This is a genomic window from Nocardia brevicatena NBRC 12119 (genome assembly GCF_000308495.1).
Classification (GTDB): Bacteria; Actinomycetota; Actinomycetes; order Mycobacteriales; family Mycobacteriaceae; genus Nocardia; species Nocardia brevicatena.
The window spans coordinates 22,914-36,390 of record NZ_BAFU01000070.1 but is presented as its reverse complement, the minus strand read 5'-3'; the positions used below and the strand labels follow the sequence as shown (position 1 = coordinate 36,390).

The 13,477-nt window shown below is 65.1% G+C and carries 16 protein-coding genes and 1 pseudogene; 10 read left to right on the top strand and 7 right to left on the bottom strand.

Annotated elements, in window-relative coordinates; genetic code table 11:
• The first annotated feature begins 10 nt into the window (after positions 1–10).
• Both ON20_RS19245 and hisN read left to right on the top strand, forming a co-directional pair.
• Positions 11–613: an NADPH-dependent FMN reductase gene (locus ON20_RS19245; RefSeq protein ID WP_218002571.1), complete on the top strand. Its 603-nt coding sequence runs from the start codon at positions 11–13 to the stop codon at positions 611–613.
• A gap of 26 nt (positions 614–639) precedes the next feature.
• A complete protein-coding gene (hisN, locus tag ON20_RS19240; protein WP_040837396.1) occupies positions 640–1,425 on the top strand; it encodes a histidinol-phosphatase in 786 nt (261 codons plus the stop codon).
• A gap of 145 nt (positions 1,426–1,570) precedes the next feature.
• On the opposite strand, the gene ON20_RS19235 is transcribed toward hisN, so the two are convergent.
• Entirely contained in the window at positions 1,571–2,122 is a 552-nt protein-coding gene (locus tag ON20_RS19235) for a DinB family protein (RefSeq protein WP_040837395.1), read from the bottom strand.
• Between the two features lie 106 nt (positions 2,123–2,228).
• Between ON20_RS19235 and ON20_RS19230 the strand changes: the two genes are divergently transcribed.
• Positions 2,229–3,182 carry a helix-turn-helix transcriptional regulator gene (locus ON20_RS19230; RefSeq protein ID WP_040837394.1) on the top strand — a complete coding sequence of 318 codons (954 nt, stop codon included), beginning with the start codon at positions 2,229–2,231 and terminating at the stop codon, positions 3,180–3,182.
• Here ON20_RS19230 and ON20_RS19225 read toward each other — a convergent pair.
• Positions 3,169–3,765, bottom strand: a complete 597-nt coding sequence (locus ON20_RS19225) for a TetR/AcrR family transcriptional regulator (RefSeq protein WP_040837393.1) — start codon at positions 3,763–3,765, stop codon at positions 3,169–3,171. The two genes, ON20_RS19230 and ON20_RS19225, sit on opposite strands and share 14 nt — an antisense overlap.
• Positions 3,766–3,859: 94 nt before the next feature.
• On the opposite strand from ON20_RS19225, the gene ON20_RS19220 reads away from it, so the two are divergent.
• Together ON20_RS19220 and ON20_RS36535 are read left to right on the top strand one after the other, a co-directional pair.
• The gene (locus ON20_RS19220; protein WP_245547340.1) at positions 3,860–4,591 is read left to right on the top strand and encodes an SDR family NAD(P)-dependent oxidoreductase; all 732 of its coding nucleotides are present in this window, start codon (positions 3,860–3,862) and stop codon (positions 4,589–4,591) included.
• A 32-nt stretch (positions 4,592–4,623) separates the two neighbouring features.
• Positions 4,624–4,764, top strand: a complete 141-nt coding sequence (locus ON20_RS36535) for a hypothetical protein (protein ID WP_157228907.1) — start codon at positions 4,624–4,626, stop codon at positions 4,762–4,764.
• 281 nt (positions 4,765–5,045) lie between these two features.
• Here ON20_RS36535 and ON20_RS19215 read toward each other — a convergent pair whose 3' ends face one another.
• On the bottom strand, positions 5,046–5,384 hold the full coding sequence (locus ON20_RS19215) for a hypothetical protein (protein ID WP_040837390.1): 339 nt from the start codon (positions 5,382–5,384) through the stop codon (positions 5,046–5,048).
• A 48-nt stretch (positions 5,385–5,432) separates the two neighbouring features.
• Positions 5,433–5,561, bottom strand: a complete 129-nt coding sequence (locus tag ON20_RS39950; protein ID WP_281032892.1) for a hypothetical protein — start codon at positions 5,559–5,561, stop codon at positions 5,433–5,435.
• 204 nt (positions 5,562–5,765) lie between these two features.
• On the opposite strand from ON20_RS39950, the gene ON20_RS19210 reads away from it, so the two are divergent.
• The 3 genes from ON20_RS19210 to ON20_RS19200 all read left to right on the top strand — a co-directional run bounded on the left by ON20_RS19210 (position 5,766) and on the right by ON20_RS19200 (position 8,876).
• Positions 5,766–6,926 (top strand): helix-turn-helix domain-containing protein, encoded by a 1,161-nt coding sequence (locus tag ON20_RS19210; RefSeq protein ID WP_040837388.1) that lies wholly within the window; start codon positions 5,766–5,768, stop codon positions 6,924–6,926.
• A 476-nt stretch (positions 6,927–7,402) separates the two neighbouring features.
• Positions 7,403–7,759: a helix-turn-helix domain-containing protein gene (locus tag ON20_RS34640; RefSeq protein WP_086009024.1), complete on the top strand. Its 357-nt coding sequence runs from the start codon at positions 7,403–7,405 to the stop codon at positions 7,757–7,759.
• Positions 7,760–8,318: 559 nt separating this feature from the next.
• Positions 8,319–8,876, top strand: a complete 558-nt coding sequence (locus tag ON20_RS19200; RefSeq protein WP_040837386.1) for a hypothetical protein — start codon at positions 8,319–8,321, stop codon at positions 8,874–8,876.
• Positions 8,877–8,963: 87 nt separating this feature from the next.
• Here ON20_RS19200 and ON20_RS19195 read toward each other — a convergent pair whose 3' ends face one another.
• The 3 genes from ON20_RS19195 to ON20_RS19185 all read right to left on the bottom strand — a co-directional run bounded on the left by ON20_RS19195 (position 8,964) and on the right by ON20_RS19185 (position 11,490).
• Positions 8,964–9,197 (bottom strand): hypothetical protein, encoded by a 234-nt coding sequence (locus ON20_RS19195; RefSeq protein ID WP_040837384.1) that lies wholly within the window; start codon positions 9,195–9,197, stop codon positions 8,964–8,966.
• Positions 9,198–9,407: 210 nt separating this feature from the next.
• Positions 9,408–10,673 (bottom strand): helix-turn-helix domain-containing protein, encoded by a 1,266-nt coding sequence (locus tag ON20_RS19190; RefSeq protein ID WP_083865063.1) that lies wholly within the window; start codon positions 10,671–10,673, stop codon positions 9,408–9,410.
• Entirely contained in the window at positions 10,666–11,490 is an 825-nt protein-coding gene (locus tag ON20_RS19185; RefSeq protein ID WP_040837383.1) for a hypothetical protein, read from the bottom strand. The genes ON20_RS19190 and ON20_RS19185 overlap by 8 nt, the downstream gene beginning before the upstream one ends.
• A 624-nt stretch (positions 11,491–12,114) precedes the next feature.
• On the opposite strand from ON20_RS19185, the pseudogene ON20_RS40635 reads away from it, so the two are divergent.
• Positions 12,115–12,345: pseudogene (locus tag ON20_RS40635) on the top strand (helix-turn-helix domain-containing protein); the annotation flags it as partial.
• Between the two features lie 363 nt (positions 12,346–12,708).
• The gene (locus ON20_RS39090; RefSeq protein WP_245547325.1) at positions 12,709–13,422 is read left to right on the top strand and encodes a hypothetical protein; all 714 of its coding nucleotides are present in this window, start codon (positions 12,709–12,711) and stop codon (positions 13,420–13,422) included.
• The last annotated feature ends 55 nt before the right edge of the window (positions 13,423–13,477 follow it).

Genomic DNA, 13,477 nt, shown 5'->3' with positions numbered 1-13,477 from the left:
CCGGGAAGGAATCAGCGTTATGTCCACACCAGTGCAACTCGCGGTGATCGTCGGCAGTGTGCGCGAGGGTCGTTTCGGTCCGACGGTGGCGGCGTGGATCGCCGAGCAGGCCGCCCACGACGGGCGTTTCGAGATCGACGTGATCGATCTCGCCGAATTCGATATCCCCTCGGCGCTGCCCGCCGTGCCGCCGGCGCTCGACCCGAACCCGCCGCGTCCGGCGGGGATGACCGAGCTCACCCGCCGGCTGGAGCGGGCCGACGCGTTCATCATCGTCACCCCCGACTACAACCGCAGCTATCCGGCCGCGCTGAAAGCCGCCATCGACTGGCATTTCACCCAGTGGCAGAGCAAGGCGATCGCCTTCGTCGGGTACAGCGGCGGTAGCGGCGGCCTGCTCGCCATCGAACATCTGCGGCAGGTGTTCAACGAACTCGACGCGCATACCGTCCGCGAGTACGTCTCGTTCCCGCGGTACTACCTGCTGTTCGGTGAGGACGGGAAGCTGCGCGAGCCGAGCGAACCGACCGAAGCCGCCCGGCGGATGCTGGGGCGGCTGTACTGGTGGGCCGCCGCGCTGGCCACGGCACGCGCGGTTCCGGCGACGGTTTGAGTGGACGCCCGACTAGTGTTCGGGGTGTGGCTGCACATTCTTCCGATCTCGAACTCGCCCTACGACTCGCCGACGAGGCGGATGCGATCACGAAGGAGCGGTTCGGCGCGCTGGATCTGAAGGTCGACGCCAAACCGGATCTGACTCCGGTGTCGGACGCCGATCTGGCGGTGGAACAGGCGGTACGCCGGATGTTGAAACACGGCCGGCCCGACGACGCGGTACTGGGTGAGGAGTTCGGCGGCACCGCGGAGTTCACCGGCCGGCAGTGGGTGATCGACCCGATCGACGGAACGAAGAACTTCGTGCGCGGGGTCCCGGTGTGGGCCACGCTCATCGCCCTGCTCCAGGGCGGGGCGCCGGTGGTGGGTGTGGTCAGCGCGCCCGCGTTGGGGCGTCGCTGGTGGGCGGCCGAGGGCCAGGGCGCCTGGGTGCGGGCGCATCCGGGAGCGCCCAGGCCGATCACTGTCTCCGCGGTCACCGGGCTCGGATCGGCCAGCCTGGCCTTCTCCAGTCTGTCGGGATGGCGAGATCGCGGCCTCCGGGACAGGTTCGTCGACCTCACCGACGAGGTGTGGCGGGTGCGCGGTTACGGCGATTTCTTCAACTACTGCCTGGTGGCCGAGGGCGCGGTGGATATCGCCACCGAACCGGAGGTTTCCCTGTGGGACCTGGCGGCCCTGGACATCCTGGTCCGGGAGGCAGGCGGCGTCTTCACCTCCCTGACCGGCGAGCCGGGTCCGCACGGCGGCGATGCGGTGGCGACCAACGGTTCACTGCACGCACAGGTCCTGGACCGCCTTCGCCCCTGACCGAGCTGCCGGGAATCGGTGAGCGGTATCCGATTCGGACATCCGAATTCCGATCCGCACCCGACATATTCGACCACTGCCGCCTCGTGCGATGTCCCGGGTACTCGGGATACGTGCCCGGGGACATCGCGTCCCGGCGGGTGGTTCAGCCCATGCTCTTCGCCCCGTCGATGGCTTCGCGGATGATATCGGCGTGACCGGCGTGCTGTGCGGTCTCGGCGATAATGTGGAGCAGCACCTGGCGCGCCGACCAGCTCGTCTCCTCGAACCACGGTGCCTTCGGCAGCGGCCAGGCGGCGTCCAGGTCGGGGAGGGTGGCCACCATCTCGTTGGTGCGGTGGGCCACGCCCTCGTATTCGGCCAGTACACCGGCCAGGGTCTCACCCGGCAGCATCCGGAACTCGTCGGCCCGCGCGGCGAAGTCCTCCTCGGTGAGGTCGTCGAAGTCCTTCATGGCCGAGGTGCCGTCCACGATGAACTCCACCCAACCCCGTTCCACCTTGGTGACGTGCTTGATCAGCCCGCCCAGGCACAGCTCGCTCACCGTGCTCCGCTGCGCGGCCTGTTCGTCGGTGAGGTCGCGGGTGGTGAAGCGCAGGAAGAACCGCTGCTTGTCCAGCACTGCCAGCAGGGCCGCGCGCTCGCCGGAGAGGGTCTGCTCGTCGGTGTTCCGTTCGAGGGCTGGGGTCTGCGCCATGGTTTTCGCCTTCCGTCGTTCGGGTTCGGTGTTCTTTTCGGTTCGAGAATCACACTACGGGCCCTAGCGGTCACTTTTTGACCTGAATTGCCCCAGAATCGAAGGTATGGCGAATACCAGTACTCGGACGCTGCGGCTGCTGTCCCTGCTTCAGACCCATCAGTACTGGCCGGGCACCGAACTGGCGGGCCGGTTGGGCGTCTCGGTGCGCACCCTGCGCCGGGATATCGATCGGCTGCGGGAACTGGGTTATCCGGTCGAGGCCCAGCGCGGTGTCGACGGTGGCTACCAGCTCGCCGCGGGCGCGGCGCTACCACCGCTGATGGTCGACGACGACGAGGCGGTCGCATTGGTCGTCGGATTGCAGACCGCCGTGCAGGGGGCGGTGGAGGGGGTGGCCGAACCCTCCGTGCGGGCCCTGGCCAAAATAGTGCGGGTTATGCCGCCCCGCCTGCGGCGCCGCGTCGAGGCGATCCGCGCGATGACCGTCTCCGCGAGCTGGGGCGGCCCCACCATCGCGGGCGCCGACCCGGGCGTTCTCACCACGATCGCGTTGGCCTGCCGCGACAGCGAACGGCTCCGTTTCTCCCATACGGCCGCCGACGGCGAGCGCACCGAGCGGCATGTCGAGCCGCACCGGCTGGTCTCACTCGGTCGCCGCTGGTACCTGGTCGCCTACGACCTGGGACGGCATGATTGGCGCAATTTCCGGATCGACCGGCTCGCCGAACCGCGGCGGGACGGTTCGCGTTTCCGGCCTCGTGAGCTGTCCGCCGCCGACGCGGGCGAGTTCGTCCGCGCCCGCCTGGGCAACCTGCCCCACCCCTATCGGGTCGAGGTGCTGGTCCAGGCCCCGGCCGAGACGGTCCGCGAGCGGATCGGACGGTGGGGCACGGTCGAGGAGGTCGACGCCGACCGCTGCCGGCTGCGGATGACGACCGACTCCCTGGACTGGCCCACCTTCGCGCTGGGTGTGCTCGACGCCGATTTCCGGATTGTCGAACCCCCCGAACTGATCGAGCAGGTCCGCGGCTGGGCCGCTCGTTTCAGCCGGGCGTAGCGATACCGGCCCAGGCGTTCATGGCATTGTCGATGACCTTGTGCGCGTCGGCGCGCGAGCAGCCGTCCCGCGTCCGGATGGCCAATCCGTGCAGGACGGTCAGATAGAACGAGGCCAGGCCGTCGACATCCGCTCCGTCGGGCAGGTCGCCGTCGGCGATACCGCGCCGCAGCCGGGCGAGTACCGCGTCGTGGTCCTGTCGGCGTAGGTCGGCCGAGATTTTCCGAATGTGCTCGTTGTCCGGGTTGGCATTGGCCGCCGACAGGACCACCATGCAGCCGAGTGGTGTGGCGGGGTCGAGATTGGCGTCGACCCGTTCGCGCAGCAGCACTTCGACCGCTGTCCGGGCGGTGGACTGCCGCTCCCAGCCGGAGGGGGTCTCGCTGCTGTAGAGCCGCAGTGCCTCGCGGAACAGTTCCTCCTTCGAGCCGAAGGCGGTGTAGAGACTTCGGGCGCCGATTCCCATCGCCGCGGTCAGATCGCTGATCGCCACGCCTTCGTACCCGTGTTCCCAGAACAGGTACATGGCCGTTCGCAAGGCATTGTCCCGATCGAATCCACGCGGCCGTCCCGGCCCCGGCATAACACCTCCACGCTGCGCTGTTGACAGCCCAATGCTATCCAAGGTACCTATTTCTGCAACGATCACTGCATAAATAGTAGGAGATGAAGTGGGTATCGAAGGCAAGGTTGCACTGGTGACGGGCGGAAGTCGGGGAATCGGGGCCGCGATCGCCGAGCGGCTGGCCGCCGAAGGCGCGGATGTCGCACTGACCTACAACGCCTCCGCCGACCGCGCCGAACAGGTGGCCGCGGCAATCCGCGACACCGGCCGCCGCGGCCTGGCCATCCACGCACCCGCGGGCGACCCGCAGGCCGTACCGGCCGCGGTGGACCGGGTGGCCGCCGAGTTCGGGCGACTGGACATCCTGGTCAACAACGCGGGCATCTTCCCGTACGGCACCATCGACGAACTCACCATGGAGCAGTTCGACGAGACCATGGCCCTGCACATCCGCGCCGTTTTCGCCGCGGCCAAGGCGGCGAGCCGACACCTGAGCACCGGCGGCCGGATCATCAGTATCGGCAGCAACCTCGCCGAACGGGCGACAAGGCCGGGCCTGAGCCTGTACTCGATGAGCAAGGCCGCGCTCCTCGGCTTCACCAAGGGCCTCGCCCGCGACCTCGGCCCGCGCGGGATCACCGTCAATGTGGTCCAGCCCGGCTCCACCCACACCGATATGAACCCCGCCGACAGCCCGAGCGCCGACGCCCAACGCGCGGCCACGGCACTCGGCCGTTACGCGTCGCCGGCGGAGATCGCGGCCACCGTCGCGTATCTCGCCGGGGAGGGAGGGAACTTCATCACCGGGACAGCGATCACGGTCGACGGTGGCGCGAACGCATAACGGCCTTCGCGGAGTTGCCCTCGGTACCGCCTATGTCCGTGTGGGCGGGTATCGGCACGCTCGGTGCCGCCGTAGACGTGATCGCGCCAGGTGAGCGGGTGACGCCGGCCGAGGTCGCGTTTCTCGCGCTGATCCCGGTCGAGACCAGCGGCCTCCGACTCACCGAGACATGAGAAGAGCTCGTACTCGACTCGAGCACGGGTCCTTTCCGTGGAGCCAACGCTTCACAACCCGAACACCCTGACGGTCGATTGCCCACAGATTCGGATCAGACCGGGAGGCGTTCGGCAGTTGAAGCCATGGCGTGACCTGCTGGATTCCACCGAGTAGTCGGCGTGGCGCTCCGCTGGTGCGTCCGATTTCGGTGACCGCCGAAGAACTCCGACAGCGGAGCGAACAGTCATTTTGCCGGCACCGGCAAAATGATCGGCGGGGCACTCGAAAGTGAGTATCCCTACGCCCCGTCGACCTCGGCGGGCAGTTGCCCGGTCGACCATCGGGCATAGGTGTGCTGCGGACTCACGGTGATGACATCGGCGACCGTGACCAGAGACCGGGGCGCGATGCCGTCGAAGTGTTCGAGACCGGGCACGAATACCGCCTCGGCCCGGTTCCGCTGCACGGACACAACCAGCTCGCCGATCGGGTCCTCGGTGAACTCGCCGAACACGATCGTCTTGCACAGCTCGTACCCGAACCGCTGTGCCAGGGCGCGGATCTGGGCTTCGTCCCACTGCTGATGAACGCCGGACTTGTCCTTCCGCAGATAGCCGAGCGCCTTCGGTTTAGTCACGTGATGGTCCCCTGTCGTTGTTCCCCTGTTATTGGCCGGCGTGTACAACTACGCGCGTTCCCTCAGGCCCTCGGCGATGCGTTCCAGAAGTTCCGCGTCATGGCACGCATTGCCGTCTACGCGGGTGCCGATGAGTTCCCATATCCCCAAGGCGGTAACGATTGCTTGAGAGCGCATCGACGTCCGGACCGGCAACGGAGGCTGCTCGGCATAGCTCATGGTGTGTCCCCTCTTGTCGTCCCCTACTGCTGGAATGCACTCGGCGCCAGGGCAGTCGGTGAGTCGACCCGGCGCCGGGTGCTACCGAAAAGATTCGCGTCCGGCAAGAGTCCAGAAGGCCAGTGGAAGGACAGCGATGAGATATCGATCTACCCTCGGGGCATGAGCGACAACGTTGGACAGCGGATCGCAGCGGAACGCAAGATCGCCGGACTCAGCCAACGCGCGCTCGCCTCACGCGCGGCCTACAGCTTGAGCATGGTGAAAGCGGTAGAGCAAGGACGGGAACCGGCGTCCCCTGGGTTTATCTCCGCAGTGGCCCGCGCCCTTCGAATCGCCCCAGAGCAGTTGACCGGCGCACCTTATGACGACGGGAAACCGTTGTCGGACGCCGTGAACGAGCTGTCGGTGCTGCTGACCGAAGGCCGGTACGCGCGTGCAATGGAACCCGGCCCGCCGGCGCAGCTCGAAGCGGACCTGTCCGCAGCGCAAGACCTGTACCGCCGGGACCGCACCCGACAGACCATCGAGGTATTGCCCGGCATCATCCGTCGACTACACGGCGCCGTGCGGGAGTTCTCCGGGTACGAGAAGGCCCACGCCTACACCTTGCTCACGGCCGCGTATGTGCTCGCCGAGTGGTCGGCCCGGCGAACCGGTCACCTGCTGCTCACGCTGCCGGCTCTGGAACTGGCCGACACCTACGCACCGATGGCCGATGATCCCAACTGGGGCGCGTTCTCCATCCTCGCCCGCGCGCGGGTGCTCACCCACTACGGGGAATCGGAGGTCGCCGGCCAACTCATCGACTCGGCCATAGCGTCGGCCGACGAGAGCCGGGCCGGGCTGGTCCTGGGCGGCTACGCCCATCTTGCCGCCGCGGTGAACGACGCCCGGAAACTGAACTACTCGGCGGCGTCCGACCATATCGGAGCGGCCCGTGAGATCGCCTCACGTACCGGTGAGACGGACCTGTACCTGGTGGACTTCGGTCCGCTGAATACCGAGATCCACTCCCATGAGATCGAGTTGGAAGCCGGCGACCCGAACCGCTCGGCGATCGAGGGCGCCGAGCTCACCTACCCGGCCGGGGCATCGCGCACCCGTGTGGCCCACCACTGGCAGGACAACGCCCGTGCGTGGTTGATGTCGGGGAAGCCGGACAAGGCCCTGGTAGCGCTGAACAAGGCCCGTGCCGCGGCACCCCAGCAGACACGTTTGCACCCGTCGGTGCGGGAAACGGTGCACGGGATCGCGGCAGCGCAGCGACGGCAGAGTGAGGGCCTGGTCGGGTTCGCGTCCTGGCTTGGGGCGTCACTCTGATCCAAAGGCCACGAATCAGCAGTTAAGCGGGAAATATCGACCGGACTCGAGGGTCTGTACAAAAAACTTGACTGTGCCGCCGTCGAGTCAGGCCGGGGGTCGGATTTTTCTGGTGGAACGGCGACGGCCCGCACCGGCGAAGAGAGGAACGCAGGTGCGGGCCGTGTCGGACAACTACGGGCACCTGTTCGACGACGACTTCGACGGCGTGGCCGAGCGGATGGGCGCCGGATTCCGCACAGCGGCGGCCAACGCCGCGGCGGCCTCCCTTACCAGGACACCAGCACCGACCAACCCGACCGAACAAGGCCACATCCTCCAAAAACGACACGATCGCCGCAACCTCTCATACCGAGAGTGTTGCGTCGACCGCGTGAACCCAAGCGGGGGCAGTGAGCGCATGAAAAGGGCCTCTCACCTGCGGTGCAAGCGAGGGGCCCTTTGTGGGCCTAACGCTAACTAGTCCGAAACATCCGATGGCCGACGGCCCCGAACTGAGAATCAAACCGATAGGTTCGGAGCATCGTCTCGACGCCGATCAGATTCGGGAGCTGATCACAGGTTACGAAGCCGGGGCCACGGTGTACGAGCTGGGAGATCGGTTCGGGATCGACCGGAAAGCGGTCAGCAGGATCCTGCATTGCCATCAGGTACCGATGCGCCGCCGTGGCCTGACGCCGGAACAAGTGGACGAGGCAATCCATCTCTACGGCACGGGCTGGTCCCTCGCACGAGTCGGCCAGCACCTCGGCGTCAACGGCACGACCGTTCTGAATAAGTTCCGCGAACGCGGGATACCGACGAGGGACAGCCAGGGACGGCCCCCGGTGTAATCGGCCGTCACAGGTTCGCGCCCTGGGCAGGACACACAAAACATGGGCAACCGGAAAACGCCTGGTCATAGTGGGTGATTACCGAATCCAGGCGCCGCGACGTGCATGTAGTGGTCGTCCGTAGTTCCCATCTTCATTGATCACCGGGCAGGGCACATCTAAGTTCGGAATGCGGGTGACATGGGAATTGACTCTGGTCGGCTGTGTGGGGGTCAGGGGTTCGAGTCCTCTTCGCTCCACAGAAATAGCAGGTTGGGCCCGGTCTTAGACTGGGCCCAACCTGCTATTTGTGTCTGACCCCGCGTTCCCCTCGTTTGGTCCTGATCCTGTTTGCGGAAATCGCTGCGGTCGCGTTTGCAGCTGTGTCCACTGAGGCCGGACCGGCGGATTCGATAGCAATCGTCTTGACCAACCGCCCTGGATGCCGCGCGTGGCTGCGACCGCGGATTCGACCGCTGAGACACGGCCGCTCAGGTTCCGGCTACGGGACCTCTCCCCATTTTGTCGGTGTCGTCGTTGATCATGTTGCGGCAATTGTCGTAGACCTGCAGGGGAACTCATGATCGCCACACTGCTGTTGGACCAACTTCTCGCCGCCGCTGCTCGCGTGGGAGTCGAGCTCCGGCGTATTCCATCCGACGGCAATCTCTACATCTGGCACACGCCGGAGGGTGAAGTTGTCTACATCGGAAAAAGCGGGTCCAACCGCCGCGTAACCAACGAAGCCGAGTGGAGCAAGCTCCACCCGCGGGAATGGACCTACTCCGGGATCGTGATGCTTCTTCGGGCGAACAAGGCGCAGGTCCAGCCGCTGCACTACGAACCGGCCACGTTCGACGGGACAAAATGGAAGCTGATTCTGGATCAACAGGGGTGGGGAGGCACGGCGTTTGACAAGCTCGCCGTCACCCTCGGTTCAGGAGAAGCGCCGACTGTGGAGGAGATCGAGAAGCTGCTCGTCCGCATCGCGGTTCGCTACGGAACGCCTATCGGAAACTCGCAGTTCGCTTCTCAATGGGAGGCGCCCATCGGCTCAACCTCCGACAGCTTGGCCGCGCTGGCTGCTATCAGTGATCCAGACTTCTTCCCGCTGACAGGGCAGGATTCTGCTGTCTGAGGGACGTCGCCAACATGGACAGGCCCCGGCGAGCAACGGTCGCCGGGCCCCGTCCTTTGGGCTTCTAGACGGTGTTGCCGTGCACTATCAAGTCGGGCCGACGGCCACGATGCCGGCCCTGTACCGGGAATTCCGGTAAAGCTGCGCCCAGCCGCGGCGGCTCAGCGATGGCGCGGCGGAGCTGGGGCAGGAAAGGAGTTCGACGCTGTCGTCATCGTTGAAGGTCGCCACGACATGCCGCTCCTCGACCCCGATCCAGCGTCGAAGCAGCAGCAGGCCGACCGTCGACTGCTGCGAGTAGCCATCACCCGTGCCCGCCATCTCGTAATTCTCGTCCGGCCAGGCGGCGCATTAGCCTTGACGCCCCCAGCACCGCCGGGCGGTCCGCCACCATCCGCACCGGATTCCATAAATTAGTGACGGCGTCAATCGCCGTTCGGCGTGGCGCGAGGGGCTACTGCATGGATAGGTGACCCGTGACCTGATGCCGTTCAGCCGAACTAGCTTTCCCGGCGGCAGCGCAAGTTCGGTTCAGGCCATAGACCCAGCACGTTCACCTTGTACTTCATCCGATCCGAGTTGCATCGCTGGGACCAGTCGAAGCACTGGGCGCTGCTGCGGGATACCAAGCATTCGCCCCACCGTCTCCGTATTCCATGCGAGCTCCCGCGCGATCTCGGCGATAGTCAGGCCGAGATCGTTAGCCAGGGAGAACGCTCTAGCGAACAATGCCGGCTGTTCACCCGGGAAGTTGGCCAAGGGTTCTGGCATACCGAATCCAGGTGCGTCGGCGAGTTCGCGCAGGCGTATGTATGCACGGCTCGCTGAGGAATCCGACAGCAGTCCTAGTTCGCGGCAGCGGTAGACCAACGAGTGCACTGATACTCCCCATACTTCTCGCAAAGCAGAGAGCTTGTGCAAGTCAGCGCGGTTGGGTAGCTCAGCGGCGATCGAGTCGCGTGGGGTCAGGAATTCTGCAGCGAAGGTGTCGGCCTCCCGCTCTTGGGCCATGTCTCCGGGAGCTGTGTCGCCATGCAAGACCAGGTGGGCGAGCTCATGGGCGGCCGTGAACCGGTGCCGGTACACATCGTCAGTTCGATTGGGTGTCAACACGATTATCGGACGAGGCAGCTGCGAGGTGGAAAATGCGTCGACCAATCGGAGGTCTTCATCAGGCGGCGGGGTGACCACGACGATCCCGCGCGCTTCCAGCCTCCGTACGAGATGGGTGATTGGTCCAGTACCCAAGTCCCATGCCGTGCGCAATGCGCGGGCGGCTCCTGCGGGGTCGCGAGGCAAGGCAGTGCCTGGTTCGATTTCACCGCCCGCGAAGCCTGGCAAATCCACAGGCGGCAACTGAACTCGCTTTTCAAGGACGTATACCAACTCCCAAACCTGCTCGGTGAATGCCACTGCCTTTGCGCGCTGGTATGAGCGGGTAGCGCGCAAACTGCGGAAGTGTGCCGCCGAGGGATCGAGGCGGCCATGAGGGCGACCGGCGAGGAAAAAAGCCAGCGGTACATCGAGTACTTCGGCCAGACGTGGCAGCATGTCGGGCCGAGGACGGTTGGTGCCGATCTCGTACTGGCTGACAGCAGCGGGCGTTATCCCGAGTTCGTCGGCCAGCCACTTCTTGGTCCGACCAGCGAGATTGCGTGCCTGGGTCAGGCGAGCTGCATCGAACGCGTTGTGTACTGCTGCCGGAGTTGGTCGCACCCGGTCGCGTTCACGGCCGTTGTTCACGGTACGACCGGATGTGAGGAATGGTTGCTGAGGCTCATGCTCCTTCTCAGTCATCGTCTTGGGACGCTACATCGGGAGTCGTGGGTTCGATCTCGGACACCGGGAGCTCGTCTTTGCGAGACTTGGCAGTGACGTCGAGGTCAGGCTCGTCACCTTGCGCGAAGCCAGGTGCGCTGGTGGCGGTACCCGCCACCCGCAGGCCAGTCTTCAGCGTGCCGGTCGTGTATTGATCGGCAATGCCGAGGTCCAGCTGCTCGGGGAACCAGACCATGGTTCCGTCTTCCTCCAGGGAGATCGGTGTCCCCCACCATGCGGCCTGGATATTGTCGCTATCAGCGTTGGCGACGTACGCGATGTAAACCACCGTCAGGTTCAGGGCTCTCGCTTGCGCGGCCACCTCGCCGACTGTGGGGGAATCGATTTCGCCGTTGGCATCGGTCGTATTGTCGGCCAGGTCATCGAAAAGCGTACGCTCGGGCTGGACACCGCTTTCACGGGCGAGTCGACGCGGGATCAGGCTGCCCAGTTTAGCCTGGCTGATGGGCTTATTCATCGATGTGGCGTGTCGAAACGGGATCAGCACGCAGCTTTTGACGACCGCAAGTCGGTAGGAGGCACCTTTCGGTTTGATGACCTCGTAGCCAGGCAGGTCAGCGAGTTCGAACTCGTCCACGACCACCTGGTATCGGGTGTTCCACATGCTGCCGTAGGCATAGTTGTCGACGGATCCCTCGGCGCGAGCTGCGGCGTGTACCGCGCGGGCCTTTCGCTGACCGCGGATCAAACCTCTGACGACGTATCGAGCCACGTCGGCCACGTCATCACCGAACAGCTCGACTGACCACTCCGCCGGCTTACCCGTGCTGGCCATAGCTCCTCCAACCACCCTGCTTACTTTGTGATGATCAACTTACCATCTACGCTTAATTTTTCGTCATCTAATGCCCGAATGGGAGTGCTGGCCGGCTTTTGGTGTTCCATCGGCGGGGGGTCGAGTGCGTCTGGCTGGGTTGAGTCCCCTTTCGCCGGAGGTAAGACGATCGGCGCTGAGGTTGGCGGTGCACGATGAACGGAGCGGTGTCGAAGTAGTACTCCATGATCGGCATCGGCGGCGAAGACGCCCTTGAAAAAGGCCTGAGCTGGGTGCTGGCTGACAGCAACCCGTAGGATGCGGACCTGCGACCTGCGGTTTCTTGTCCCGCCGCACGAGCTGGCGAATTGAAACCAGCGTCTGACCTGGTCGAATAAGTTCCCGAGTGTGCCCTCGGCGGGACGCGTCGAAGATGGGAACCCAAGTGACGCACGAGGTTCGAGTGGCCGATTAGTGATCGCCGCCGCGCCCGGGGTCCTGTTCGTCGCCTGATTGCTGCGCGTCTTCGGCCTCGAATGGGTTAAAGCCGATTTCTGCTCTGAACGTAGCGGCGGCCTGAACTGGTCGTTCGTCCAGCTTAATGCTGAGCTTTCAGGAAATGCAGGTCCAGCCCGAGCTGTCATTGTGTGCAGCCTTGCAGTTGAACCATCGTTCGCCTTATATGGACAAGTGGCGCCGTCTCCTCGTCCAATTGATTCCGCGCGGTTGCGCGCGTGTCGGGATGGGATGGGTTTGAGCCGCTCGGCCCTGGCGCAACGGTGTGGGGTGTCGGAGCGGTTGATCTATCTGTACGAGACTGGTGCGCGTTCTCCGTCGCCCGCACGACTGGCGAAACTGGTCGCAGCTCTGGATTGTGAGATTGCTGTCTTGTCTGGCGGGCGGTCAGGGCATGAGAAGCTGGTTGATCTGCGATACTCTGCGGGCTTGACGCTGGCCGAGTTGGCTCGAGTGTTACTGCGGTCGGATGCCGGGCGCGATCTGCGGGTATCGGCATCGAAACTGTCGGAGTTGGAGCGGGGCCGGCCAGTGCGCGATCGCCGGTGGCGTGACGTGAATGAGACCGGGCGGCTGCTTGCGCCGCTTGCGCGGGCATTCGGTGTGCCTGTGCGAATGGTGGTCGACGCGTGGATGCGCTCGCGTCCAGGTGAACCCGCGCCTGAGGGTCCGCGCCCGGCAACGCGCCCACCGTCGCGGTCCGCAGTAACAATGTGGGAGTCGTTGAACGAGCGCCAGCAGCAGTTCCTCGCGGAAATCATGCGTGATGATCGGATGACCGAGACCGAGATGTGGATGCGCAGGTTGCAGCGCTTGCCCGTGCCGCCACCTCGGGAGTGGCGCAAACTGCCGCTGGCTCTCGATTCGCCGTCTGCCGGTATCGGCTACACCCGGTTGCAGGAACGGCTGCGGTCACGAGGTGTGCACGATTCGGGGGTCGGTTCGACGTTGTATGCGCTCGAGCGCCGGGGTCTGGTGGTGGTGTCGGAGGATGTTGTGCAGCATCCAGTGGCGGGTTCGGTTCGGCGGGTAATGGTGGAGATGACTCGTCTGGGCCGGGCTGCCGCTCGGGCCGGCGTCGGCGAACCCCGGGAGCCTGATCCCGCACCGCATCTGCTCTCGGAGTGGTTGTGGGGTGTTCTGGTACGGGTTGCTGTGGCTGAACCGGATGGTCTCGCCGAGGACCAGCTGGCCGGGCGCTCGGTGTTCTACCTCGGTGTCGGATATCGTGGAAAGTCGGGTAGCAGACCGAGTCGAGGGTTCGTGGATTCGGTGCCAGTCGTTGCTGCTGGTGGCACTCATGTGGCCGAATACCGGTGGCGGTTGACCGGTCTCGGCCGCAAGCATGTGGCCGCGTACGTGGACACCTATCGAAGCGTGTATCCAGCCGTCGATACGACAGGGTTGGAGTCGTTCGCTCGCGACCGCCAGATCTGATCGCCCGACCTCTGGTCGAATTCAGCGGGTTCTTGTCGGTGTCCGGGCGTAGTGT